We start from the raw sequence: 23,362 nt of genomic DNA on the forward strand, positions 1-23,362 counted from the left end.
GCCTTGACTGCGTCCACCGCTCCCACTTCCCTGCACATCGAGTTCCCTGAATCCCTGCCCGTGTCGGGCAAGCGCGACGAGATCATGGAGGCCATCACCCGGCACCAGGTCATCATCGTGTGCGGTGAAACCGGCTCGGGCAAGACCACGCAGCTGCCCAAGATCGCGCTGGCGCTGGGCCGGGGCAAGTGCAACGCCAAGCCCGGTACCAAGGGCCAGCTCATCGGCCACACCCAGCCGCGCCGCATTGCGGCCAGCAGCGTGGCCAAGCGCATTGCCGAAGAGCTGAAAACGCCGCTGGGCGATGTGGTGGGCTTCAAGGTGCGCTTCCAGGACCGGCTCTCGCGTGATGCCTCCGTCAAGCTCATGACCGACGGCATTTTGCTGGCCGAGACGCAGACCGACCCGCTGCTCAAGGCCTACGACACCATCATCATTGACGAGGCGCACGAACGCAGCCTCAACATCGACTTCCTGCTGGGCTACATCCGCCAGATCCTGCCGCGCAGGCCTGATCTGAAGGTCATCGTCACGTCGGCCACGATTGATGCGGACCGGTTTGCCAAGCACTTTGCAAGCGCCCGCCCGGCGCCGGGCCGCCCCAAGGCGGGCGTAGCCCCCTCGGGGGGCAGCGACCCACACGCAGTGGGGGAGCGTGGGGGTGAACTGGTGCCCGCGCCGGTCATCATGGTATCGGGCCGCACCTTCCCGGTCGAGCAGTGCTACCGCCCGTTTGAAGACAGCCGCGACTACGGGCTGAACGAAGCCATTGCCGATGGCGTGGACGAGCTGTGGCAGGGCAATGCGGCGGGCGACATCTTGGTCTTCTTGCCCGGCGAGCGTGAGATCCGCGAGGCCGCCGACCACCTGCGCAAACACCTGTCGCACCAGCCCGTGATGCGCAACGCCGAAGTGCTGCCGCTGTTTGCCCGATTGAGTCAGGCCGAGCAGGACCGCATCTTTGACGGCCACACGGGCCGTCGTATCGTGCTGGCGACCAACGTGGCCGAGACCTCGCTCACCGTGCCGGGCATCCGATACGTCATTGATGCAGGCACAGCGCGCGTAAAACGCTACAGTTTCCGTAGCAAGGTGGAGCAACTGCTGGTCGAGCCCATCAGCCAGGCAGCGGCCAACCAGCGCGCAGGCCGCTGCGGGCGCGTGGCCAACGGCATCTGCATCCGCCTGTACGACGAAGCGAGCTTCAACAGCCGGCCACGCTTTACCGACCCCGAAATTCTGCGCAGCTCGCTGGCGGGCGTGATCCTGCGCATGAAGTCGCTGCACCTGGGTGACGTGGCGCAGTTTCCGTTCATCGAGGCGCCTTCTGGCCGCGCGATTGCCGACGGCTACCAGCTGCTGGGCGAACTGGGTGCGGTGGACGACGCCAACGAACTCACGCCCATGGGCGCTGAGCTGTCGCGCCTGCCGCTGGACCCGCGCGTGGGCCGCATGATCATCGAGGCGCGCGACCGCAAGGCGCTCGATGAAGTGCTGGTGATTGCCAGCGCATTGAGCGTGCAGGACGTGCGCGACCGCCCCCTGGAAGCGCAGCAGCAGGCCGACCAGGCCCACGCCAAGTTCGACGACGACAAGAGCGAGTTCAGCGGCTACCTCAAGCTGTGGAAGTGGATCAACGAAGCCCGGGGCGGGGCGCCCAGCCTGCCATCGGCCCGCGCGCAAAAAGCCATGGCGGCGCAGAAGGCGCCTTCGCAGGCTTATTTGCCAGTGGAGCGGCGTGGTGGCGGTAGCAGTCCTGCGGCAGCGCCTGCCGCACCGACTGCCGCCCCAGCCGCGACCCACAAGCTCAGCAACCGTCAGTACGAGCAACTGCTGCGCCAGAACTTCATCAGCATCCGACGTTTGCGCGAGTGGCGTGACATCCACACCCAGCTGCTCACGGTGGTGACCGAGCACAAGTGGCAGATCAACACCCAACCCGCCAGCTACGAGCAGCTGCACCTGTCCATGCTGGCCGGGCTGCTGGGCAACGTGGGCGCCAAGAGCGACGAGGAAGACTGGTACCTGGGCGCGCGGGGCATCAAGTTCTACAAGCACCCCGGCGCGCACCTGAACAAGAAGCCCGGCCGCTGGATCATTGCATCGGAGCTGGTGGAAACCACGCGCCTGTTCGGTCGCGGCATTGCCGCCATCGAGCCGCAGTGGCTGGAGCAGATGGGCGGGCATCTTTTGCGCAAGCAACTGCTCGACCCGCACTGGGAAAAGAAATCCGCAGAGGTGGTGGCGCTGGAGCGCGCCACGCTGTATGGCATCGTGGTCTACAACAACCGCCGCGTGAACTTCGGCAAGGTAGACCCGCACGCCGCGCGTGAGGTGTTCATCCGTGAAGCGCTGGTGGGCGGCAACTGGGAGACCAAGCTGCCGTTTCTGGCCGCCAACCAGAAGCTGATTGCCAAGGTCGAAGAGCTGGAACACAAATCCCGCCGCCAGGACGTGCTGGTGGACGATGAACTCATCTACGCCTTCTACGACCAGCAACTGCCGCCCGAGGTGTGCAGCGGCCACAGCTTCGAGGCCTGGTACCGCGAGGAAAGCAAAAAGCAGCCTGACCTGCTCAAGCTCACCCGCGAAGAGCTGATGCGCCACGAGGCCGCAGGCATCACCACCAACGCCTTTCCCAAGACCGTGCGGCTGGGTGGCGTGGACTGCGCCGCCAGCTACCTGCACGAGCCGGGCGATGCGCGCGACGGCATCACGGTGACCATCCCGCTGTTCGTGCTCAACCAGGTGAGCGACGAGCGCTGCGAATGGCTGGTGCCCGGCATGCTCAAGGACAAGATCCAGGCCCTGCTCAAAAGCCTGCCCCAGCGCCCGCGCAGCCGCTTTGTGCCGCTGCCCGAATCGGCCACGCGCCTGGCCGAACTGCTGGGCGCGCCCGAGCGCTTTGGCACGGGCAGCCTGACGGATGTGCTGCTCAAGCAGGTGCGCGATGAAACCTCGCTCGATGTGAAGCGCGCCGACTTCAAGCTCGACATGCTCAGCCCCCACCTGTTCATGAACTTCCGCGTGGTCGATGAACACGGCCGCCAGCTCGGCCACGGCCGCAATCTGGGTGCACTCAAGGCCGAGTGGGGCGCCAAGGCGCGCGGGGCGTTCCAGGCGCTGGCGGGGCTCAAGCTGGGTGGAGCAGCGGCACAGGGGTCGGGTTCAGGGTCGAAATTGCCTGCAGCGCTTGATGGTAAATCGCAAACAGCTATTCAATCAGGAGTAAAAGCAGGGGCACAGCCTGCCAAGCCGGCGAGTACCACGCCATCGGCCCCCGCAGGCCAGCGCTACACCACCTGGACGTTTGGCGAGCTGCCCGAACTCATGGAGATCAAGAAGGCCGGCCAGACGCTGATCGGCTTCCCGGCGCTCATCGACGGTGGCGATGCGGTCACCATCGAGGTGTTCGACGAACCCGAGGTGGCCGCCGCCAAACACCGCGCGGGCCTGCGCCGCCTGTTTGCGCTGCAGATCAAGGACGCGCTCAAGTACCTCGAAAAGAACATTCCCGATCTGCAGAAGATGGCCGTGGCCTACATGCCGCTCGGAACGCAGGAAGAGCTGCGCACCCAGATCATCGACGTGGCGCTGGACCGCGCCTTCCTGCTTGACCCGCTGCCCACCGACGAGTTCGCCTTCAAGCGCCGCGTGGATGAGGGCCGGGGCCGCCTCACGCTGATTGCCAACGAGGTCGCGCGTCTGGCCAGCACCATACTCACCGAATACGCGGCCGCCGCCCGCAAGATCAAGGACACCAAGAACGCCCCCGAGGCCACGCAGGATGCCCAGCAGCAACTGCAACGCCTCATGCCCAAGAACTTCGTGGCGGCAGCGCCCTGGGCGCAACTGGCGCACTACGCCCGCTACCTCAAGGCCATCACCCTGCGCCTTGAAAAATACCGCGCCGACCCCGCCCGCGACGCCGCCAGACTGGCCGAGCTGCGCCCGCAAGAGCAGCGCTACTGGCGCCTGGTGGCCGAGCGCAAGGGCGCGGTGGACGCGCGCATGCAAGAGCTGCGCTGGCTGCTGGAGGAGCTGCGCGTGAGCTTCTTCGCGCAGGAGCTGCGTACGCCGCAACCCGTGAGCGTGAAGCGGCTCGACAAGCTGTGGGCGCAGGTCAATAGCTGATGGCGGCTGCGCGGCAGACTGGGTTGAGGGGCGAGGGTGGCTTTGCAGCGGTTGCTGTCTACCGATGCACACCTGACTGAACTCATGGTCATCGCCAGATTGCGGTCATTCGCAAGCCGTGGCCAGTGCCTGGCCCGGTCCTGAGTGCAACGCTATACTCTTTGGCTCGGGGACTTGAGCGGTCTCCCCGTACCCTAGGACAGCCCCTGTCCCAAGTACTGCTCCTGATCATGGGCCACTGCGTCCAGTTAGGAGTTCGACTTGAATTCGTCCCCTTCGATTCCCTCTGCTGAACAGGCCACGGCCTTGTCTAGCTACACGCTGTGGCAACTGGTGCGCTACATGCTGCGCTTGGGCACACTCGGCTTTGGTGGCCCGGTGGCACTGGTCGGCTACATGTACCGCGACCTGGTGGAGCAGCGCCACTGGATTTCCGACGCGGACTACAAGGAAGGCATGGCCCTGGCCCAGCTCATGCCGGGCCCTCTGGCCGCGCAATTGGCCATCTACCTCGGTTACGTGCATTTCCGCTTGTGGGGCGCCACGCTGGTCGGCCTGGCGTTTGTGTTGCCGTCCTTTGTGATGGTCGTTGCATTGGGGGTTGCCTACAAAGCCTACGGCGGCATCTCCTGGATGCAGGCAGTTTTCTACGGCGTTGGCGCTTCCGTCATCGGCATCATCGCCTTGAGCGCCTACAAGCTCACGACCAAAAGCGTGGGCAAGGACAGGCTGCTCGGGGCCATCTACCTGGTCAGCGCTGGCGTGACCATTGCCACCCAGTCTGAAGTGATCTGGATCTTTCTGGGCGCGGGTTTGTTGGTGTGGGCTGTGCGTGGCCCCTTGAAGCGAACTGGCGGGCAACTGCACAGCATGGCGTGGGTGGCCCCTATCGCCGGGGCACTCAGCCTGGAGAACCTCGATTGGCACAAACTGGGGCAAATTGCCGCGTACTTCACCTATGCAGGAGCTTTCGTTTTCGGCAGCGGCTTGGCCATCGTGCCATTCCTCTATGGCGGGGTGGTCAGAGAGTACGCATGGCTCACTGACCGCCAGTTCGTGGATGCAGTGGCCGTGGCCATGATCACCCCGGGGCCGGTCGTCATCACCACCGGGTTCATCGGTTTCCTGACCAGCGGCTTCTGGGGGGCGGTCGTCGCGGCGGCTGCGACCTTCCTGCCCTGCTACCTGCTCACCGTGATTCCGGCACCGTACTTCAAGAAGCACGGCAAGCACCCGGGTGTGGTCGCGTTCGTGGACGGCGTCACTGCAGCTGCCGTGGGTGCCATTGCTGGGGCCGTGGTGGTGCTGGGCCAGCGGTCCATCGTTGATCTGCCCACCGCTGCGCTATTCCTTGCCACGGCCGCCGTTCTATGGCGGTTCAAGAAGCTGCCAGAGCCTGTGGTGGTGTTGGCTGCAGCGTTGATTGGCTTGGCCGTCTACCCGCTGGTCGCCCACGCCTGACCTTGGTCCTCTGCAGGAGAAACACATGAGCGACCAAGCTCGCCCTTTGACGCTGAACCCCTCGGGCCTGTCGAATCGCCTGATGACCAGCCACCACGAGAGCAACCACGCTGGCACCGTCACGCGCCTCCATGCCACCCGCCGAGCACACGCATCTCCTGGCCGGCGTGCCGATACCTCCAGGCTGGGCTTGGCACCGCAGTCTACGGGCCTCTATGCGCTGTCGCTCGGTCTGTCCAAGACCTTCAGCGATGACTGCGAGATGCTCGCGCATGGCATGGTGATGTGCGACGCGCTCTACGCACGGTGCCAACCCTGCCGGGCGGAAACCCACCACGGGCCTTCAAGTGCATCGGCATGAAGATGAGAGCTTTGCGGTGGCCCCGCCGCGTCACAAGGGGACTGGGGGTGCATTTTCTGTGCGGAATGCTGGTGCCCTTGGCCTGCGCTGCACCCCCTGGAATCCCACTGACCACGGCACAGATTCGCTCCACGGTGGGTGGGCGCCAGGTCACCGACGGGCTCCATTGGAGCCATGATTACTTCTTGGATGGGCGCTTGGACCGTTCAGAAAACGGCCGCACACGCGCCGGCCGCTGGAGTGCGCAGAACAATCAACTGTGCCTGTTGTTGCCCGAGATCAGCAAGGAGTCCCCCGTCTGCTTTGATGTGGTCCGTGTGGGGGGCGAACTGCAGTACCGCGATGCAGGGAGCGTGGTGTATGCCGGCACGGTCAAAAAAAGCGCACCACGGTTGCAGCCTGCCCCACCGTGAGAGGTGCCGTTAGTGCCTGTGCTGGTGATGCGCGTCTGGTGCATGCGGGTGGGCGTGGGTCATCGGTTCATGCACATGCAAATGGCTATGGCTTCCGGTGGGCATCACATCATGAGTGTGTAAATGATGCCCATCGTCGTGCCTGTGGGCATGTTCATGCTCCAAAGCTTCGTGTACGTGCTCGTGCCCGTGGCTCTCAGCCAGGTGCAGCACAACTCCGGCGAGCATGAGAGCACTACCCAGCAGCATGAACCATCCCGCCGAGCGCTCTCCAAGGCCGAAGGCCACGGCAGCACCGATGAAGGGTGCGAAAGCGAACACTGACCCAGTGCGTGCAGCACCAAACGCACGTTGGGCCAAAAGATAAAAGCGCAGGCTCAGGCCGTAGCCTGTGGCTCCAACGGCGAGAAGTCCCAATGCGGAAGAGGACGAAGGCCGGGGTTCTCCTGTCCCTACGGCCAATGCAGCCGTTGCTGCAGCGCCCAAGATGGCCTTGGTCATCACCACTTGGCTGGGGTCGCGTTCAGCCAGCCCACGGGACAGGGTGTTGTCCACCCCCCAGGCGGCGGTTGCCAGCAGCACTGCCAGCAGCCCAAGCAGTTGCACGCCTCCTTGCACGCCCTGGTCCAGAACGAGCGCCATTCCTCCTGCGAGCAGCAAGAGCATGGCGGTCCACACGCGGCGGTCCATGGTTTCGCTGTACAGCCACCACGCCAGTGTGGCGGTGAACAAGGCCTCCAAGGTGAGCATGAGCGATGCGCTGGTGCCGTTCGTGTGTTGCAGGCCCCACGCCAGGGCTGCCGGCCCCAGCGCCGCGCCAAAGCCAGCCATCGCCAAGAGGCGCGGAATGTCGGATCTCTTCAGCCGCGCTTCGTGCGCAGCAGTCCGCGTCGACAGGGCCCCCACCAGAGCCGCTCCCGCATACAGCAGCGCTGCCGTAGTGAATGCACCGAGTCCAGCCCCCAGTCTCTGTACCGCAGGGGTACTGATGCCAAACAGCATCGCCGCCAGCAGGGCGAGCAAGCCACCGCGCAAGGCGGGGAGATGTGAAGGGTCACGCGTCATAGTGCGCGTGATTTCACCATGATCCAACAGGAGCCACATCCTTTTGCGTGATGCATCCCGGATCCCACCAAAGCCATGGGCGCCAAGACCTGCTACCGCTCACCCGGGAGTCGCTGGAGGTCCGCTTTCGGAAAGAGATGCCATCGACCTTGACCTCATATCCCTCTTCGCAGCGCGTGCTGGCGCCCATCCCGCTGCTTTCCACGCCACCCCCGGTCACTTTGGCGACGTCAACGCGGGCCAGCCCCATTGCCCGCCCTTCGCGCGGCATCTAGGCTGGAGGGCAAAGGAGACTGTCTGCACCATGCGCCCTCACTACAAGTTCTGGCCCCGCCGCCTTCCCCATGCCATCACACTGCCCGCCACCTCGCTGTGGGACAACCTGGCCATCAGCGCGCGCCGTTATCCTGACAAGGCAGCGCTGGTTTTTTTTGGGACCGCGACCAGCTACCGGCAGCTGATGGAGGGGGCGGAGCGTCTGGCCGCGCGGCTCGCGCAGCTGGGCGTGCAGCGCGGCGACCGCGTGGTGCTGTGCATGCAGAATTGCCCCCAACTGGTGATGGCGCACTTTGCCATCCTGCGGGCCAATGCCGTGGTGGTGCCGGTCAACCCCATGAACCGGGCCGAGGAGCTCAAGCACTACGTCACCGATCCTGACACCAAGGTCGCTATCACCACGGCCGATCTGGCCCCCGAGCTCGCCAAGGCCAGCAACGCGCTGGCGCTCGGCGAGCGTCTCGCCCATCTGGTGGTGACCCAGTTCACCGATGCTTTTGATCCCGATGTGAAGGGCGCCGATGCCCCGCCCGAGGCATGGATGGAATGGCTGAGCACCCGGCATCCCTTGCCTGCATTGGAGGGGGGGTGCACCTACGCCTGGACGGATGCTGTAGCCTGCTCCGACATGTCCCCCGCATTGGCGGTGGGGCCCGACGACCTGGCGCTGCTGCCCTACACCAGTGGCACCACGGGGCTGCCCAAGGGCTGCATGCACCTGCACAAAAGCATCATGCACAACGCAGTGGCCAGCAGCCTGTGGGGCAATGGTTCGGCCGACAACGTAACGCTGGCGGTGGTGCCCATGTTCCACATCACCGGCATGGTGAGCGTGATGCATACGGCCATCTACTGCGGCGCCACCCTGGTCGTCATGCCCCGGTGGGACCGCGACCTGGCGGGGCGCCTCATATCGCGCTACCAGGTCACCACCTGGACCAATATTCCCACCATGGTCATCGACCTGCTGGGCAGCCCGAATTTTGCGAGCTACGACCTCTCCAGCCTGGCTTACATCGGCGGTGGCGGCGCTGCCATGCCGCAGGCCGTGGCGCAGCGCCTGCTGGAGCAATACGGCCTGCGCTATGCCGAAGGCTATGGCCTGACCGAGACGGCGGCGCCGTCGCATTCCAACCCGCCTGACCACCCCAAGCAGCAGTGCCTGGGCATTCCGTTCATGGGTACCGATGCGCGCGTGATCGATCCCGAAACCCTGCAGGAAATGCCCGTGGGCGAGCAGGGCGAGATCATCATTCATGGCCCCGAGGTGTTCCAGGGCTACTGGAAGCGGCCCGACGCCACGGCGGCGGCCTTCATCGAGTTCGACGGCAAGCGCTTCTTCCGCTCGGGCGACCTGGGCCGCATGGACGAGGAAGGCTACTTCTTCCTGACCGACCGCCTCAAGCGCATGATCAATGCGAGCGGCTTCAAGGTCTGGCCGGCCGAGGTCGAGGCGCTGATGTTCCGCCACCCCGCGATCCAGGAGGCCTGCATCATTGCCGCCAAGGACAGCTACCGGGGCGAGACGGTTAAGGCCGTCGTGGTGCTGCGCGCAAGCCACCAGGATACGACCGAGCAGCAGATCATCGACTGGTGCCGCGAGAACATGGCGGTGTACAAGGTGCCGCGCATCGTGCAGTTTGTAACGGCGCTGCCCAAGAGCGGCAGCGGCAAGGTGATGTGGCGGTTGCTGCAGGAAAAAGAACCGGCAGACGCTACCGCTTCAGGAGGCTGATTGCCCGGCGCCCGCCGGTGCAAACCCGAAAGGGCGCCGGCCTAAAACCCATGGCATGGACCACCTCGCGGTGGGCATCGCAATGTGATTGCCGGTTTCCGGGAGCGACAGGTCTTACACACGCACGCTGAATGTGCCAGTGGGGGTGGCAAGCAGGGCCGGGGCATCCAAATTGGCACGGACGAAGTGGTGGCGTTCGCAGGGCAACGCGGTCTCCTGGGCCGGGCGGGGGATGGCTCCATGCCACTGCACGCAGCTGCAGGGGGCACTGCTGCAGATGTGTGGTTTGTCAGACGCTCTCAAATGCATAGCAAAAAGCGCTTTGAAGTAGGGCGCTGAAGCCGATATTCATGGCGCTCATTGGGTGGCAATTGACTATTTGCTTACATTTTTTGCGCGGCCTTTGCCAGAAAACACCGCCGATCTTGTTACAAAGGGGCCATTCCGATTCACAGAGACTCAACCATGAACCTCACCTTTCGCCACCTGATTTCCGGGGCCGCCACGGCGGTGCTGCTGGTTGCAGCCACCGGCGCCCATGCCCAGGCCTATGTCAATGCCACCGTGGGAGGGCAGGTGGTCCCCGGCGTGTATGGACGCATCGACATTGGCAATGCGCCGCCGCCACCGCTGATCTACGCCGAGCCCGTGATTATCCAACGGCCGGCGGTGATGGTGCCGCGCTCGCCGATCTACATGCATGTGCCGCCCGGCCATGCCAAGAACTGGGCCAAGCACTGCGCCCGCTACAACGCCTGCGGCCAGCCGGTGTACTTCGTGAAAGAGCCTGTGCGCGGCCAGTACTACGGCGGCCAGCCTGGCAACTACGGTCGGGATGACCGCCACTGGAATGATGATCGCCGGGGCGGCGGCAAGCACGACCGCGGCGACCGCCGGGACGGGCGTGGCGATGGCCGTGGTGAAGGCCGTGGCAAAGGCCACGGAAACCGCGACTGAGCGGCCAGCGTTGCCTTAAGCTCGGCTGCATGGCCGAAGTCACTTTTTCTCCTCCTTTCACCGGTCCCGAGGGCGTGGCCGACCAGCTGCGCAAGACCGGCTACGCTGTGCTGTCGCCACCCGATGTGGCTGCGTGGTCCGGTTGCCGCCTCGCTGATCTGCAGGCCCTTGCGCCTGACTGGGCCGCGTTGCCCCCCGATGATTTTCTGAAGGACGGTGGCCGCTACCGTCGCCGTCGCCATGCCTGTTTTGAAGTGGTGCACGGCGAGGTGGTGCAGGTGGCGCACCGGGCGCACTGGCAGCCGCTCGAATACAACGCACTGCATGGCGGCATGGAGCGCTGGTTTGCCCCGATGGCGGCCGAGACGGTGGCGCGGCCTGTGTGGAGGCAGCTGCTGGCGGCGCTGGCCGCGCTGTCCGACACGGTGTTTGCCGCGCCCGACGTGCCCGCGCGCTGGTTTGTCGAGGCGCACCAGTTTCGTATCGACACCACCGATGGCATTGGCCGCCCCACGCCCGAAGGCGCGCACCGCGATGGTGTGGACCTGGTGGCGGTGTTTCTGGTGGCCCGCGAGGGCGTGAAGGGCGGTGAAACGCGGGTGTTCGAGGCGGCGGGCCCGGCGGGCCAGCGCTTTACCCTGAGCGCGCCCTGGTCGCTGATGCTGCTGGACGATGCCCGCATGATCCACGAGACCACGCCTATCCAGCCCCTGGTGCCCGGTGGTTACCGCGACACGCTGGTGGTAACCTGCCGGCGCGGAAGCTTTCAGGGGGCGGATGCGGTGGCCTAGGGTGCAGGCCGGGTTGCCGCGGCACCATGATTTGATGCGAATCAAGATGCAGGCCAGAATGGACCGCCACACTGACTCCCTATTTCCAGGCCTTTGCCTGGCCCCATCAACTTGAGGAGAAGCACCATGTTCAAGCACATTCTGGTTCCTGTGGACGGCTCCAAGACCTCCATGCTCGCGGTGTCCAAGGCGGCAGCCTTGGCCAAGACGTTTGGCAGTGCCGTCACGGCGCTGTATGTGATCGATCCCTACCCGTTCACGGGCGTGGGGGCAGATTTTGCCTATGGCCAGGCGCAATACCTGAGTGCCGCGACGGCCGAGGCCAGCAGTGCACTCGACGCCACCAAGCAGGCCATGGCCGATGCGGGCGTGCAGGTCACTGCCGTGGTGGGCGAGGGCCATGCGGTGCATGACGCCATCGTGCGGGCCGTCGAAAGCACGGGCGCCGACCTCATCGTGATGGGCTCGCACGGCCGCCGTGGCCTGGAAAAACTGGTGCTGGGCAGCGTCACGCAGCGCGTGCTGGGCGTGGTGCATGTTCCGGTGCTGGTGGTGCGCGACTGAGCGTTACTGCTCCATGAAAAACGGCTCCTTGCGGAGCCGTTTTCCGTTTTGATTCTCGATCAGCCTGCGCATCACCCGCAGCCTGCTGATCGTGGAATGGGCACGCCCCAGACCAGTGCACCCGTGGAACTGGCTTCGCCAGGCCACCGGGTGCGTCCCCCTTCAGGGGGAAGGTGCGAAGCACCTCAGGGGGTCACTCAATTTTTGCACCCGAGGCCTCCACGATGCCCTTCCACTTGGCGTAGTCGATCTTGAGCAGGGTGCCGAACTGTGCTGCCGACATGGCTTCGGGTTCTGCGCCCTGGGCCTGGATGGCGGCCTTCATGTCGGCAGTGGCCAACAGCTTGTTGATTTCGGCGTTGAGGGTGCTCACCACGGCGGCAGGCGTGCCGGCCGGGGCGAGCACGCCATACCAGGTGCTCACGTCAAAGTCCTTGAAGCCCGATTCGGCCACGGTGGGCACCTCGGGCAGCGACGAGCTGCGCTTGGCCGAGGTCACGGCCAGGGGGCGCAGCTTGCCCGACTTGATCTGGCCCATGGCCGAGGGCACCGAAGACACCAGCAGGTCCACATTGCCCGCCAGGGCATCCATCAGCGCAGGGTTGGAGCCCTTGTAGGGAATGTGGCTGAGCTTGATGCCTGCGGCTTTCTCGAACAGGTCGCCGGCCAGGTGGATGGAGGTGCCGTTGCCGGGCGAACCATAGGTGATGGTGCCGGGCGCGGCCTTGGCGGCGGCCACCACGTCGGCCAGGGTCTTGTACTTGCTGTTGACGCTGGTGGCGATGATCACGGGGGTCCAGGCCACATGGGCCACGGCGGTCAGGTCCTTGGTGGGGTCCCAGGGGAGGTTCTTGTAGAGCCAGGGGCCGATCACCAGGTTGTCTTTCTGGCCCATCACGATGTCGTAGCCCGTGGGCGCAGCCTTCACGGCCTCGCCGATGCCGATGGTGCCGCCGGCGCCGGCCTTGTTGTCGGCCACCACGGTCCATTTGGCGCTTTCGGTGAGCCGGGTGGCTACCAGGCGCGACAGGATGTCGGTGCCGCCTCCGGGCGGGAAGGGCACGATCAGGCGGATGGGCTTGGTGGGGTAGCTGGCTGCCGGTGCGGGGGCCTGGGCATACGCCGATGTGCCCACGGCCAAGGCCAGGGCGGTGAAGGTAATCAGTTTGCGCATCATTCTTGAAGGTATTGAAGGATTCAGAAAACAGTGCGTGCCATTACACGCGCTCAAAAATGGCGGCAATGCCCTGGCCGCCGCCAATGCACATTGTGACCAGCGCGTAGCGGCCCTGGATGCGTTGCAGCTCATGCAGGGCCTTCACGGTGATCAGCGCGCCGGTGGCACCAATCGGGTGGCCCAGCGAAATGCCCGAGCCATTGGGGTTGACCTTGGCCGGGTCCAGGCCCAGGTCGCGCGTGACGGCGCAGGCCTGGGCGGCAAAGGCTTCGTTGGCCTCGATCACATCGAGGTCGTTCACCGTGAGGCCGGCCTTCTTGAGCGCCAGCTGCGTGGCGGGCACGGGGCCAATGCCCATGTACTTGGGGTCCACGCCCGCATGGGCGTAGGCCACCAGGCGGGCCAGCGGCTTGGCGCCACGGGCCTTGGCGGCCCCGGCTTCCATCAGCACCACGGCGGCGGCGGCGTCGTTGATGCCCGAGGCGTTGCCAGCGGTCACCGTGCCGTTTTCCTTGGCGAAAACGGGCTTGAGCTTGGCCATGTCTGCCATCGTGGCACCGGGGCGGAAGTGCTCGTCGGTGGCGTACTGCACATCGCCCTTCTTGGCTCTAAGGGTGACGGGCACGATCTGGTCCTTGAACACGCCGTTTTGCGTGGCGCGCTCGGCACGGTTGTGGCTTTCCACGGCCAGGCGGTCCTGGTCTTCGCGGCTGATGCCCCATTTGGCAGCGATGTTCTCGGCCGTCACACCCATGTGGATGTTGTGGAAGGGGTCGTGCAGGGCGCCGATCATCATGTCGATCATCTTGGTGTCGCCCATGCGCGCGCCAAAGCGCGTGGCCAGGCTGGCATAGGGTGCGCGGCTCATGTTCTCGGCGCCAGCGCCGATGGCCACGTCGGCATCGCCCAGCAGGATGGACTGGCTGGCGCTGACGATGGCCTGCAGGCCCGAGCCGCACAGGCGGTTGACGTTGTAGGCGGGCGTGCCCTCGCCACAGCCGCCGTTGATGGCGGACACGCGCGACAGGTACATGTCCTTGGGCTCGGTGTTGACCACATGGCCGAACACCACATGGCCCACGTCCTTGCCCTCCACGTTCGCACGGGCGAGCGATTCACGCACGACGAGCGCGCCCAGTTCGGTGGGCGGCACATCTTTCAGGCTACCGCCAAAGGTGCCAATGGCGGTGCGCACGGCGCTGACGACGACGACTTCACGGGTCATGGGGAATCTCCTTAGCAAATAAAAATCAGGATGAAATGGGCCTCTGGCGCTTATCTGTCAAGCGCTGGCAGCTATGAATCAATGCGTCAATGGTCGGCGGAACCGGTACGCACAAAGCCCGTGCCACCGTGGAACCGGCTTTGCCGGGCCACGGGTGGCGTACCCCCGCAAGGGAAGACGCGAAGCGGCTCAGCGGGGCTTTCATGTGTCGCGCACATCGGCCACCGGGTGGGTACCGAAGTCTGCGCGCTCCAGCCAGGCCAGCACGCGGGTAGCGGCATCGGCAGGCGATGTGAGCTGGCCACCTGTCTTGAGGTGGGCAAAATTGGGGGCGTCCGGAAACGCGGCCGGGTCGGTGCCGCGCAACTGCAGCTGCATGTCGGTGTCGATGACGCCCGGCGCCAGCGAACACACCCTGGCGCCATGGGGCTTGAGGGCTTCGTCCAGCGCCACGCAGCGCGTGAAATGGTCCAGGCCCGCCTTGGCCGCGCAGTAGGCCGCCTGCGAGGCCATGGCACGGCGGCTCAGGCCCGATGAAATATTGAGCACCTTGCGCGGCATGGCCCAGCCTTCGGTGGCGCCCAGGAAAGCGGCCGTGAGCAGCATGGGTGCCTCCAGCCCCACGCGCAGGGCGTTGGCGAGGTCGGGCGGGTCGCTGGCGGACAGCGGCGCGATGCGCGGGATCACGCCAGCGTTGTTGATCAGCGTGGCGCTGGCAAAGGCCGCGGGGCCCTGGGCTGCGAGCCACCCGCGCAACCGGTGCGCAGCCTGCTCGCCTTGCGACAGGTCTTGCTGCCACTGCTCCAGCGTGGCACCGGCCTGGCTTGCCGCCTGGGCGAGCTCTGTACTGGCATGGCGCGAGATGCAGACCAGCGTGTGGCCCGGGCGCAACAGCTGGTGCGCCATAGCCAGACCCATGCCGCGCGAAGCGCCGGTAAGAAGAACAAGGTGGTTCAAAGGCATGCTGCCATGGTACTGCGGTAAGCCTGCGGCGGGCTTTCAGCCGAGGATTTCTGGGGGGTGAATCATCAGAAAACTATTGAATTGATAGCTGCTGATGGATACCGCATAAGTGCAAGATGCCTATTTGGCTAAAACTCTGCAGGCCAGTCCAGCGTGATGCCTGCATTCGTCACGGGGTGCGTGAAAGCCAGGTGGCTGGCATGCAGCAGCAGGCGCGGGGCCTGGGCCTGCGTGGCGGCATCGGCATAAAGTGCGTCGCCCACAATGGCATGGCCGATGGCTGCAAGGTGCACGCGCAACTGGTGGGTGCGGCCGGTGACGGGGGCCAGCTCGACCCGCGTGGTCTGGGCCGTTGCGTCATACGCCAGCGCACGCCAGCGCGTGAGGCTGGGTTTTCCCAGGTGGTGGTCGATCACGCGCAGCGGGCGGCGTGCCCAGTCGGCCGCAATCGGCAGGTCGATGTCATGCCAGGCGCTGTCTTCACCGCCCAGCTGCCCCTGCACCACGGCCTGGTAGAGCTTGTGCACCTGGCGTTCGGCAAACGCGTGGCTCAGGCGCCGCTGTGCGTTGGGATGGCGGGCCATGAGAACGAGGCCCGAGGTGGCCTGGTCCAGCCGGTGCACGATGAGCGCACCGGGCCAGCGCTGCTGCGCACGGGCGCTCAGGCAATCCTGTTTGTCGGGCCCCCGGCCGGGCACGCACAGCAGCCCCGAAGGCTTGTGCAGCACGAGCAGGTCGGCATCGACATGCACAGCCTGCACACCGGTGTCGTCGGTGCCCACGGTTTCAGGTGGCGTCATGGCCTGCCACCCGCCGCTTTTCGCTGGCGTGCAGTTGCGCGTTGCCCTGCTGCAGGGCCTCCCGTTCGGCCTGGTGGCTGCGCAGTTCGGTGATCAACTCGGCGAGCGGCCTCTTGGGACGCAGGGGCGAGTGGCGCTGGGGCTGTGTGGGGGGCAGGGATGGCAAGGGCGCTGCCTGCCCCTGGTCGTAGGGCGCCCGGGCTTGGTGCAGAAAGGACAGGTCGGGAAGGCTCATGGGTAGCGGGTACCGGCAAATGCCGCGCCCCTGCGAAGGCCTTTGCCTGTTTCAAGGAGTGTACGCCCGCGCGCACGCTGCGCTGCAGCGAGCTCGGAACTGGGTTTAACGGCGCACAGACACCAGTTCCACCTCGAAGTTCAGCGTGGCGTTGGGGGGAATCACGCCGCCGGCGCCGCGCTCGCCATAAGCAATGCCGGGCGGGCAGGTCAGCCGGGCCTTGCCGCCGGGTTTCATGCGCTGCACGCCTTCGGTCCAGCAGGGGATCACGCGGTTGAGCGGGAACTCGGTGGGCTCGCCGCGCTTGTAGGAGCTGTCGAATTCCTTGCCATCGAGGAGCATGCCCTTGTAGTGCACCTTGACGGTGTCGGTGGCCTTGGGGGATTCGCCGGTACCGTCCTTGAGCGATTCATAGACAAGCCCGCTGGCCGTGGTGACGGGCTTGGACTGGGCCATGGCGGCGGGCGTGAGGGCGAGGGAGGTGAGCAGGGCGAGAAGAATGCGCATGGGAGTTCGACGGATTGTTAAATACCAGAGAGGCCCCGATCGTAGGGCCTTGCTGGGCGCAGCATCGCGGAATGACCCTCGGGCAGTAAGCTCAAAATCTCGGCCAACTTGAGAGTTTGATTTTGAACCTATGCGCTGAAATGGCTTCTGCATAATGACATCTAACGGTTGAGTTCAGCGGTCGCCGAAGGCGGTCCGCTGGAACGATGGGTTCGGCGTCAACTCAGCTACGCCCATTCCACTTCCAGTTCTTGAATCCCTCTGCAAGGATCTTCTTCTCCAGTTGATGCGACGGGTATTTTCCAGGCGGTAGGGAGATCTGATGCTTGATGCAGATTGAAAGCACATCGTTGTCAGTCAGCGTATACACGCGAACCGAGCCAGATCGGGATAGATAGTCTTCCAGGTTGTGCGAGTCTCTGCCCCGACGCATCTGCTCGTGATGAAAACATGACTTGCTTTCGGGGTACTTGCTGCCTTCGCCGGGTCTTCCGCGCCAGTATCGAGAACCGCCTGACCCCGAGCATCCTATGTACAGCAAATCTTCGTCTTTAAGACTCCTGACATTTGCTGATTTTGGAAAAGCCGCATACAAGATTCCATCGGTTGGCGAGTGGTAGCTGCGGAGCATCACATGGTCGATCTTTGGGTGCCAGACTCGGACTTTGCCTTCGGAGTCGCGTAGCGCTGTAGAGGCCTTTCTGAAGTAATAGCGTTCTCCGGACAACTTCAATAAATCAATGTAGGGCGTGAAGTACGGAGCGACCGTGGATAAGAGCTGTGTTGGCAATTGCTTTCCCTCAGACTACAGAATCAATCTTTAAGACGCGCTCGGATGGCCGTTGTGACGCCGAACGTTTGACATGAGAGGCCCGACCCGGCTTGCCGGGGCGGGTCCTCTCGATGGAGGGGTTAGGCGGCTGGTTCACAGAAGAACTAAGATGGCTACTTGATCGTTTCCCGAACGCATTTGTCGCGAACCGGACCAACCCTGTCATAGGCGGCTTTCAGCTGCTTGTCTAGCTTTGCGTAGCCGTTCTGCACCTTGCTTTGAGTGGTGATCGCCACATAGTCGGAGAACGAAAGCGCAAAAGGCAAGTTCTCGGACAGGCATTTGCACATTCCTGGGTGCCCAAATGCTCTGGTACACGCCAGGGTTCTTTGTCTGGTTGACTGATCAACCATTGCTTCAAGCTTGTTTGACGCTTCGATAGCGCGTTGATATCGATCGAGCTTTTCTAGATCATCCAGTGAAGTTGGCTCTGCCCTCACGTTGGAAAGGAGTAGCGCAAGGGCAAACAAGCATGCACTCTGTGGCTTCATACGGTACTCCGAACAGCTTATGAGACGCCTAACGTTGAAAATCACCGGACGGCAAAAAGCGCAGCTTTTTGCCGTCCGGTGCATTGCATTGTTAGGTTGCATTACGGCGGACTTCACGCACCGACCGATGGCCGTGCTTGTATAAGCCGTTCGTGTTCCCGTCCAGCGATTTACAGCGAACAGCGAAGCCTTCTTCGAGCACCTTCCGCACCATCGTCTCTTCGTCCACTTCTTCGCTGGCTTCAAGAGTATTGCCGCCCGTCCCACCATCAGAAATTCTAAATGCGATGGTTCCAGTGTCGCGCCTCTTCATCTGAACCGGAAAAACTTCGGTCCCATTGTTGAGAACAAAACTGAATATTCTGGATATTCGCTCTTGCGTGGCGGGCATATTATTTTCCTTTTTGAGTTTATGAGCCGGTTTAGCAGGCCCTACCGGTGAACGGCTGAGCGCTCCAGCATTCTTGCGAAAGTTGCATTCGTAGCACTCTGCCTGAATATTGGAAATGTCGTCCGATCCACCGTGATAAATCGGTGTTTTGTGCCCTTTGGTCCAAGGGTGTTTGTAACGTGGATCAGGTCGAGGAGGAATCACAGCCCATGATCTGCCACACACTGCGCAGGTCGGACTGCTTGCAAGAAGAGACTTCCATTCCGCGTTTTTATGAGAGCCCCCATTCTTCTTGATTCTCTCGGCCCGAACTTTCGCGCGCTGGTTGCGGCAGTCCATGCAGCGATTCCAACTGTTGAATCGATTCCCGCCGCACTTTGTGCAAATCATGGTCTGCAACCTAACTAGAAATAGACGACACACATGGTAACCTGACCAGTCCGCCAAGACAACTAAAGAACCGGCTGCCCCACGTAAACCCCATCATCCAAAAAATTAGCCAAACCTAAAATTTCGCGGATGACCGAGCACGCTGCGCTACCTCCACAACCCGCCAGCGACCCCGCCGCGCCCCGACCGCCCAAACTGCTGGAACGTATGCGCATTCACCTGCGCACGCGGCATTACAGTATTCGCACCGAAGAGGTGTATATCGACTGGGCGCGGCGTTTTATCGTGTTCCACGGCAAGCGCCACCCGCAAGAGATGGGTGCGGCCGAGGTGGAGGCGTTTTTGAGCCATTTGGCGGTTGATCGGCAGGTTTCTGCCTCCACCCAAAACCAGGCCAAGGCGGCGCTACTGTATTTGTACAAGCAGGTGCTGGAGACGGATTTGCCCTGGCTCGATGAGGTGGTGCAGGCCAAAACGCCCAAGCGCCTGCCGGTGGTGCTGACCCCCACCGAGGTGCGCGAGCTGCTGCTGCATATGGATGGCGCCACCGGCCTGATTGCGCAGTTGCTTTACGGCACCGGCATGCGCCTGCTGGAGGCGCTGCGCCTGCGCGTGAAGGACGTGGAGTTTGCCCGCCGCGAAATCGTGGTGCGCGAGGGCAAGGGCAACAAAGATCGAGTGACGGTGCTGCCGGAGAACTTGATTGCGCCTTTGCAGGCGCAATTGCAAAAGGCCCGCGCGCTGCACGAAAAGGATCTGGCCGCTGGTTTTGGCCGTGTGTATCTGCCGCATGCGCTGGCCGTCAAATACCCCCAGGCCGACCAAAGCTGGGCCTGGCAGTGGGTGTTTCCGTCGCCGGTGCGCTCCTCCACCGATCCGCGCCCCGATGCCCGCACGGGCGAGCTGCTGGAGCGGCGCCACCATGTGTACCCCGAATCGGTGCAGCGCGCCGTGCGCGAGGCGGCGCGGCGTACGCAGATCGCCAAGCCGGTGTCGCCCCATGTGCTGCGGCATTCGTTTGCCACACATTTGCTGCAGGCGGGGTACGACATTCGCACCGTGCAGGAGCTGCTGGGCCATGCCGATGTGAGCACCACCATGATTTACACGCATGTGCTGAACAAGGGCGGGCGCGGCATTCTGAGCCCGCTGGACGCCCTGTAAAGCACAAAGGCCCGTCATCGGGCCTTTGTTTGGATGGGCGCAGCACCATCACAGCGCTGCGTCAACACGCTTTACGCGTAGTCGCTCACCGGGATGCAGCTGCAGCTCAGGTTGCGGTCGCCCCAGACGTTGTCCACGCGGCCCACGGGTGCCCAGTACTTGTTGCCGCGCAGGGCGGGCACCGGGTAGGCGGCGGCTTCGCGGGTGTAGGGGCGGGTCCATTCGCTGCCCAGCAGGCTTTCGGCGGTGTGCGGGGCGTTTTTCAGCGGGTTGTTGTCCTGTGGCCAGGCGCCGGATTCGATCTGGCGGATTTCATCGCGGATGGCGATCATCGCGTCGATGAAGCGGTCGATCTCGAACAGCGTTTCGCTTTCGGTCGGCTCCACCATCAGCGTGTTGGGCACGGGGAAGGAGAGCGTGGGCGCGTGAAAGCCATAGTCGATCAGGCGCTTGGCCACGTCTTCGGCCATCACGCCGCTGGTGTCCTTCAGGCCACGCAGGTCCAGGATGCACTCGTGCGCCACATGGCCGTTGGCCGATGCGTACAGCGTGGGGTAATGGTCCTTGAGGCGCGCGCTGATGTAGTTGGCCGAGAGGATGGCGGCTTCCGTTGCAGCCTGCAGGCCTTCAGCGCCCATCATGCGGCAGTACATCCAGCTGATGGGCAGCACGGCGGCATTGCCCAGGGGCGCAGCCGACACCGCACCCACGCCACCGGCCACGCCGGCCGTGGCATGGCCCGGCAGGTAGGGCACGAGGTCTTCCACCACACAGACGGGGCCCACGCCGGGGCCGCCACCGCCGTGGGGAATGCAGAAGGTCTTGTGCAGGTTCAGGTGGCTCACGTCGCCGCCGAACTCGCCGGGCGCGGCCACGCCCACCATGGCATTCATGTTGGCGCCGTCCACGTAGACGCGGCCACCGTGGCGGTGCACCAGGGCGCACAGCTCCTTGACCTGCGTCTCGAACACGCCATGCGTGCTGGGGTAGGTGATCATCACGCAGGCCAGGTGCGCGCTGTACTGCTTGCACTTGGCTTCGAGGTCGGCCATGTCCACATTGCCGTTGGCATCGCAGGCCGTCACCACCACCTGCATGCCAGCCATCTGGGCGCTGGCCGGGTTGGTGCCGTGCGCGCTGGCCGGGATCAGGCAGATGTGGCGGTGGCTGCCGCCTTGGGCTTCATGGTAGGCCTTGATGGCCAGCAGCCCGGCGTATTCGCCCTGGCTGCCCGCGTTGGGCTGCAGGCTGATGCCGGCGTAGCCCGTGGCCTGGCAGAGCCAGGCGCGCAGCTGCTCGTCCAGTTCCTTGTAGCCTTGCAATTGGTCTGCCGGGGCAAACGGGTGCACGTTGGCGAACTCGGGCCAGGTGATGGGGATCATCTCGCTGGTGGCGTTGAGCTTCATGGTGCAGGAGCCCAGCGGGATCATGCTGCGGTCCAGCGCCAGGTCCTTGTCGGACAGCTGGCGGATGTAGCGCAGCATGCCGGTCTCGCTGTGGTGGGTGTTGAACACCGGGTGCGTGAGGTAGCTGCTGGTGCGGCGCAGTTCGGCGGGGATCAGCGGCTCCACGCCTTTCTCGAACGCGTCAACCGTGGGCAGCGCCTGGCCGTCCTTGGCAAAGATCTTCCACAGCAGCTCGATGTCGGCGCGCGTGGTGGTCTCGTCGAGCGAGATGCACAGGTAGTTTTCGAAGTGAATCCGCAGGTTGGCACCCATGGATACTGCGCGAGCAGCTATGGATTGGGTAGCGCCATCGGTTTTCAGCGAGAGGGTGTCGAACGCGGCCTGCGGGCGCACGGGCGCTCCCAGCTGTTCCAGCCCTTTCGCCAGGATGGCTGTGTAGCTGGCCACGCGCCGGGCAATGCGCTGCAGGCCCTCGGGGCCGTGGTACACCGCGTACATGCTGGAGATCACGGCCGGCAGTACCTGGGCCGTGCAGATGTTGGAGGTGGCTTTTTCGCGGCGGATGTGCTGCTCGCGCGTCTGCAGGGCCAGGCGGTAGGCGGGCTTGCCGTGCACGTCCACGCTCACGCCGACCAGGCGGCCGGGCAGCGAGCGCTTGAACTCGTCGCGGCAGGCCATGTAGGCGGCATGCGGGCCACCGGCGCCCATGGGCATGCCAAAGCGTTGCGTGGTGCCCACCACGATGTCGGCGCCCCATTCTCCGGGCGGCGTGATCAGCGTGAGGGCCAGCAGGTCGGCGGCTGCGATGAAGGCGGCCTGTTTGGCATGCGCCTTCTCCACGTCGGCGCGCAGGTCGTCGATGCGGCCGCTGGTGGCGGGGTATTGGGCCAGCACGGCGAAATAGTCGCCGTCCAGCAGGGTGTTCCACTGCTCGGCGGAGTTGGCGAGCACGACCTCGATGCCCAGCGGCCGGGCGCGGGTCTGGATCACCTCGATGGTCTGCGGGTGCGCGTCACCGGCCACCACAAACACGTTGCTCTTGCTCTTGACCGAACGTTTGGCCAGCGTCATGGCTTCGGCAGCGGCCGTGGCCTCGTCGAGCATCGATGCGTTGGCGATCGGCATGGCCGTGAGGTCGCACACCATGGTCTGGAAATTGACCAGGGCTTCCATGCGGCCTTGCGAAATCTCCGCCTGGTAAGGCGTGTAGGCCGTGTACCAGGCGGGGTTTTCCAGGATGTTGCGCAGGATGACACCGGGAATGTGTGTGTCGTAGTAGCCCTGGCCGATGAAGCTCTTCAAGACCTTGTTTTTGGATGCAATCGCCTTGAGTTCGGCCAATGCAGCGCTTTCCGTGACCGGCAGCGGCAGGTCCATGGCGCGGCTGCGGGCGATGGAGCGCGGCACGATGGAGTCGATGAGGGCGCGGCGCGAGGCCTCGCCGATCACCGACAGCATGTGCGCTTCGTCGGCCGCGTCGATACCGATGTGGCGGGGCAGGAATTCGGTGGCGTTTTCAAGCGCGCCGAGCGGCAGGGCGGATTGCATCAACATGGGGCAGTCTCGAAGAAGGAAACAGGGTCAGGCGTTCTTGGCGAACTCGGTGTAGTCGGTTTCGCTGAGCAACGCGTCGAGCTGGCTGGCATCGCTGAGCTTGACCTTGAAGAACCAGCCGGTATTGAGCGGGTCTGAATTGGCCAGCGAAGGGTCGGCACGCAGGGCTTCGTTCACTTCGACGATCTCGCCCGAGACAGGCATGTACACATCGGCCGCGGCCTTGACCGACTCGACCACGCCCGCCACGTCGCCCTGGGCAAACGTGGTTCCCACGGCGGGCAGGTCGACGAACACCACATCGCCCAGGGCATCCTGGGCATGCACGGTGATACCTACCACGGCCGCATTCGCGTCGGCGGCGTTGATCCATTCGTGGTCTTTGGAGAATTTGACGGTCATGGGAAAGCTCCTCAAGCAGCTAGAAGATAAAAAAGAAAGGAATCTGCAATGTAGCGGGCGCAGGCGCG

At 64.1% G+C, this 23,362-nt stretch carries 20 protein-coding genes and 1 pseudogene; 9 read left to right on the forward strand and 12 right to left on the reverse strand.

Features of this window, described 5'->3' with window-relative positions; all coding sequences use genetic code 11:
• Positions 1-84: 84 nt before the first annotated feature.
• The 4 genes and pseudogenes from hrpA to AC1RDS_RS04435 all read left to right on the forward strand — a co-directional run bounded on the left by hrpA (position 85) and on the right by AC1RDS_RS04435 (position 6,369).
• Positions 85-4,134: an ATP-dependent RNA helicase HrpA gene (hrpA, locus tag AC1RDS_RS04420; protein WP_492226704.1), complete on the forward strand. Its 4,050-nt coding sequence runs from the start codon at positions 85-87 to the stop codon at positions 4,132-4,134.
• 261 nt (positions 4,135-4,395) lie between these two features.
• Positions 4,396-5,595, forward strand: a complete 1,200-nt coding sequence (locus AC1RDS_RS04425) for a chromate transporter (protein ID WP_348683756.1) — start codon at positions 4,396-4,398, stop codon at positions 5,593-5,595.
• 163 nt (positions 5,596-5,758) lie between these two features.
• Positions 5,759-5,956, forward strand: a pseudogene (locus AC1RDS_RS04430) (chromate resistance protein ChrB domain-containing protein); the annotation flags it as partial.
• A gap of 197 nt (positions 5,957-6,153) precedes the next feature.
• Complete coding sequence (locus AC1RDS_RS04435) at positions 6,154-6,369, forward strand: hypothetical protein (RefSeq protein WP_244273739.1); 216 nt, start codon at positions 6,154-6,156, stop codon at positions 6,367-6,369.
• A gap of 9 nt (positions 6,370-6,378) precedes the next feature.
• Here the strand turns inward: AC1RDS_RS04435 and AC1RDS_RS04440 are convergent, their stop codons facing one another.
• Positions 6,379-7,434 (reverse strand): DMT family transporter, encoded by a 1,056-nt coding sequence (locus AC1RDS_RS04440; RefSeq protein ID WP_348683981.1) that lies wholly within the window; start codon positions 7,432-7,434, stop codon positions 6,379-6,381.
• Between the two features lie 304 nt (positions 7,435-7,738).
• On the opposite strand from AC1RDS_RS04440, the gene AC1RDS_RS04445 reads away from it, so the two are divergent.
• The 4 genes from AC1RDS_RS04445 (at position 7,739) to AC1RDS_RS04460 (ending at position 11,757) form a co-directional block, all read left to right on the forward strand.
• A complete protein-coding gene (locus tag AC1RDS_RS04445; RefSeq protein ID WP_348683758.1) occupies positions 7,739-9,445 on the forward strand; it encodes a long-chain fatty acid--CoA ligase in 1,707 nt (568 codons plus the stop codon).
• Positions 9,446-9,910: 465 nt separating this feature from the next.
• On the forward strand, positions 9,911-10,402 hold the full coding sequence (locus tag AC1RDS_RS04450) for a hypothetical protein (protein WP_348683759.1): 492 nt from the start codon (positions 9,911-9,913) through the stop codon (positions 10,400-10,402).
• Positions 10,403-10,431: 29 nt separating this feature from the next.
• Positions 10,432-11,193, forward strand: coding sequence for a 2OG-Fe dioxygenase family protein (locus AC1RDS_RS04455; protein ID WP_092700619.1), 762 nt, complete (start codon positions 10,432-10,434; stop codon positions 11,191-11,193).
• Between the two features lie 126 nt (positions 11,194-11,319).
• The gene (locus tag AC1RDS_RS04460) at positions 11,320-11,757 is read left to right on the forward strand and encodes a universal stress protein (RefSeq protein WP_026435167.1); all 438 of its coding nucleotides are present in this window, start codon (positions 11,320-11,322) and stop codon (positions 11,755-11,757) included.
• A 193-nt stretch (positions 11,758-11,950) separates the two neighbouring features.
• On the opposite strand, the gene AC1RDS_RS04465 is transcribed toward AC1RDS_RS04460, so the two are convergent.
• The 9 genes from AC1RDS_RS04465 to AC1RDS_RS04505 all read right to left on the reverse strand — a co-directional run bounded on the left by AC1RDS_RS04465 (position 11,951) and on the right by AC1RDS_RS04505 (position 18,717).
• Complete coding sequence (locus AC1RDS_RS04465; RefSeq protein ID WP_287876150.1) at positions 11,951-12,934, reverse strand: tripartite tricarboxylate transporter substrate binding protein; 984 nt, start codon at positions 12,932-12,934, stop codon at positions 11,951-11,953.
• Between the two features lie 40 nt (positions 12,935-12,974).
• Positions 12,975-14,159: a beta-ketothiolase BktB gene (gene bktB, locus AC1RDS_RS04470; RefSeq protein ID WP_348683762.1), complete on the reverse strand. Its 1,185-nt coding sequence runs from the start codon at positions 14,157-14,159 to the stop codon at positions 12,975-12,977.
• Positions 14,160-14,360: 201 nt separating this feature from the next.
• Positions 14,361-15,122 carry an SDR family NAD(P)-dependent oxidoreductase gene (locus AC1RDS_RS04475; protein ID WP_348683763.1) on the reverse strand — a complete coding sequence of 254 codons (762 nt, stop codon included), beginning with the start codon at positions 15,120-15,122 and terminating at the stop codon, positions 14,361-14,363.
• A gap of 128 nt (positions 15,123-15,250) precedes the next feature.
• Positions 15,251-15,922 (reverse strand): RluA family pseudouridine synthase, encoded by a 672-nt coding sequence (locus AC1RDS_RS04480; RefSeq protein WP_348683765.1) that lies wholly within the window; start codon positions 15,920-15,922, stop codon positions 15,251-15,253.
• Positions 15,909-16,157 (reverse strand): hypothetical protein, encoded by a 249-nt coding sequence (locus tag AC1RDS_RS04485; protein WP_092700601.1) that lies wholly within the window; start codon positions 16,155-16,157, stop codon positions 15,909-15,911. The genes AC1RDS_RS04480 and AC1RDS_RS04485 overlap by 14 nt, the downstream gene beginning before the upstream one ends.
• A 105-nt stretch (positions 16,158-16,262) precedes the next feature.
• On the reverse strand, positions 16,263-16,664 hold the full coding sequence (locus AC1RDS_RS04490) for an FKBP-type peptidyl-prolyl cis-trans isomerase (RefSeq protein WP_287876159.1): 402 nt from the start codon (positions 16,662-16,664) through the stop codon (positions 16,263-16,265).
• A 223-nt stretch (positions 16,665-16,887) separates the two neighbouring features.
• The gene (locus tag AC1RDS_RS04495) at positions 16,888-17,454 is read right to left on the reverse strand and encodes a hypothetical protein (RefSeq protein ID WP_492226698.1); all 567 of its coding nucleotides are present in this window, start codon (positions 17,452-17,454) and stop codon (positions 16,888-16,890) included.
• A 155-nt stretch (positions 17,455-17,609) separates the two neighbouring features.
• Positions 17,610-17,987, reverse strand: a complete 378-nt coding sequence (locus AC1RDS_RS04500; RefSeq protein ID WP_287876163.1) for a hypothetical protein — start codon at positions 17,985-17,987, stop codon at positions 17,610-17,612.
• A gap of 91 nt (positions 17,988-18,078) precedes the next feature.
• On the reverse strand, positions 18,079-18,717 hold the full coding sequence (locus AC1RDS_RS04505) for an HNH endonuclease signature motif containing protein (RefSeq protein ID WP_287876165.1): 639 nt from the start codon (positions 18,715-18,717) through the stop codon (positions 18,079-18,081).
• Positions 18,718-18,897: 180 nt separating this feature from the next.
• Here AC1RDS_RS04505 and AC1RDS_RS04510 point away from each other — a divergent pair, with 180 nt between their 5' ends.
• Positions 18,898-19,932 carry an integron integrase gene (locus AC1RDS_RS04510; protein WP_092698241.1) on the forward strand — a complete coding sequence of 345 codons (1,035 nt, stop codon included), beginning with the start codon at positions 18,898-18,900 and terminating at the stop codon, positions 19,930-19,932.
• Between the two features lie 71 nt (positions 19,933-20,003).
• Here the strand turns inward: AC1RDS_RS04510 and gcvP are convergent, their stop codons facing one another.
• Both gcvP and gcvH read right to left on the reverse strand, forming a co-directional pair.
• Positions 20,004-22,892: an aminomethyl-transferring glycine dehydrogenase gene (gene gcvP, locus AC1RDS_RS04515; protein ID WP_092698239.1), complete on the reverse strand. Its 2,889-nt coding sequence runs from the start codon at positions 22,890-22,892 to the stop codon at positions 20,004-20,006.
• Positions 22,893-22,919: 27 nt separating this feature from the next.
• Positions 22,920-23,294 carry a glycine cleavage system protein GcvH gene (gcvH, locus tag AC1RDS_RS04520; RefSeq protein ID WP_092698237.1) on the reverse strand — a complete coding sequence of 125 codons (375 nt, stop codon included), beginning with the start codon at positions 23,292-23,294 and terminating at the stop codon, positions 22,920-22,922.
• Positions 23,295-23,362: the final 68 nt, after the last annotated feature.

The organism is Acidovorax sp. GW823-FHT02H02, from assembly GCF_058797075.1.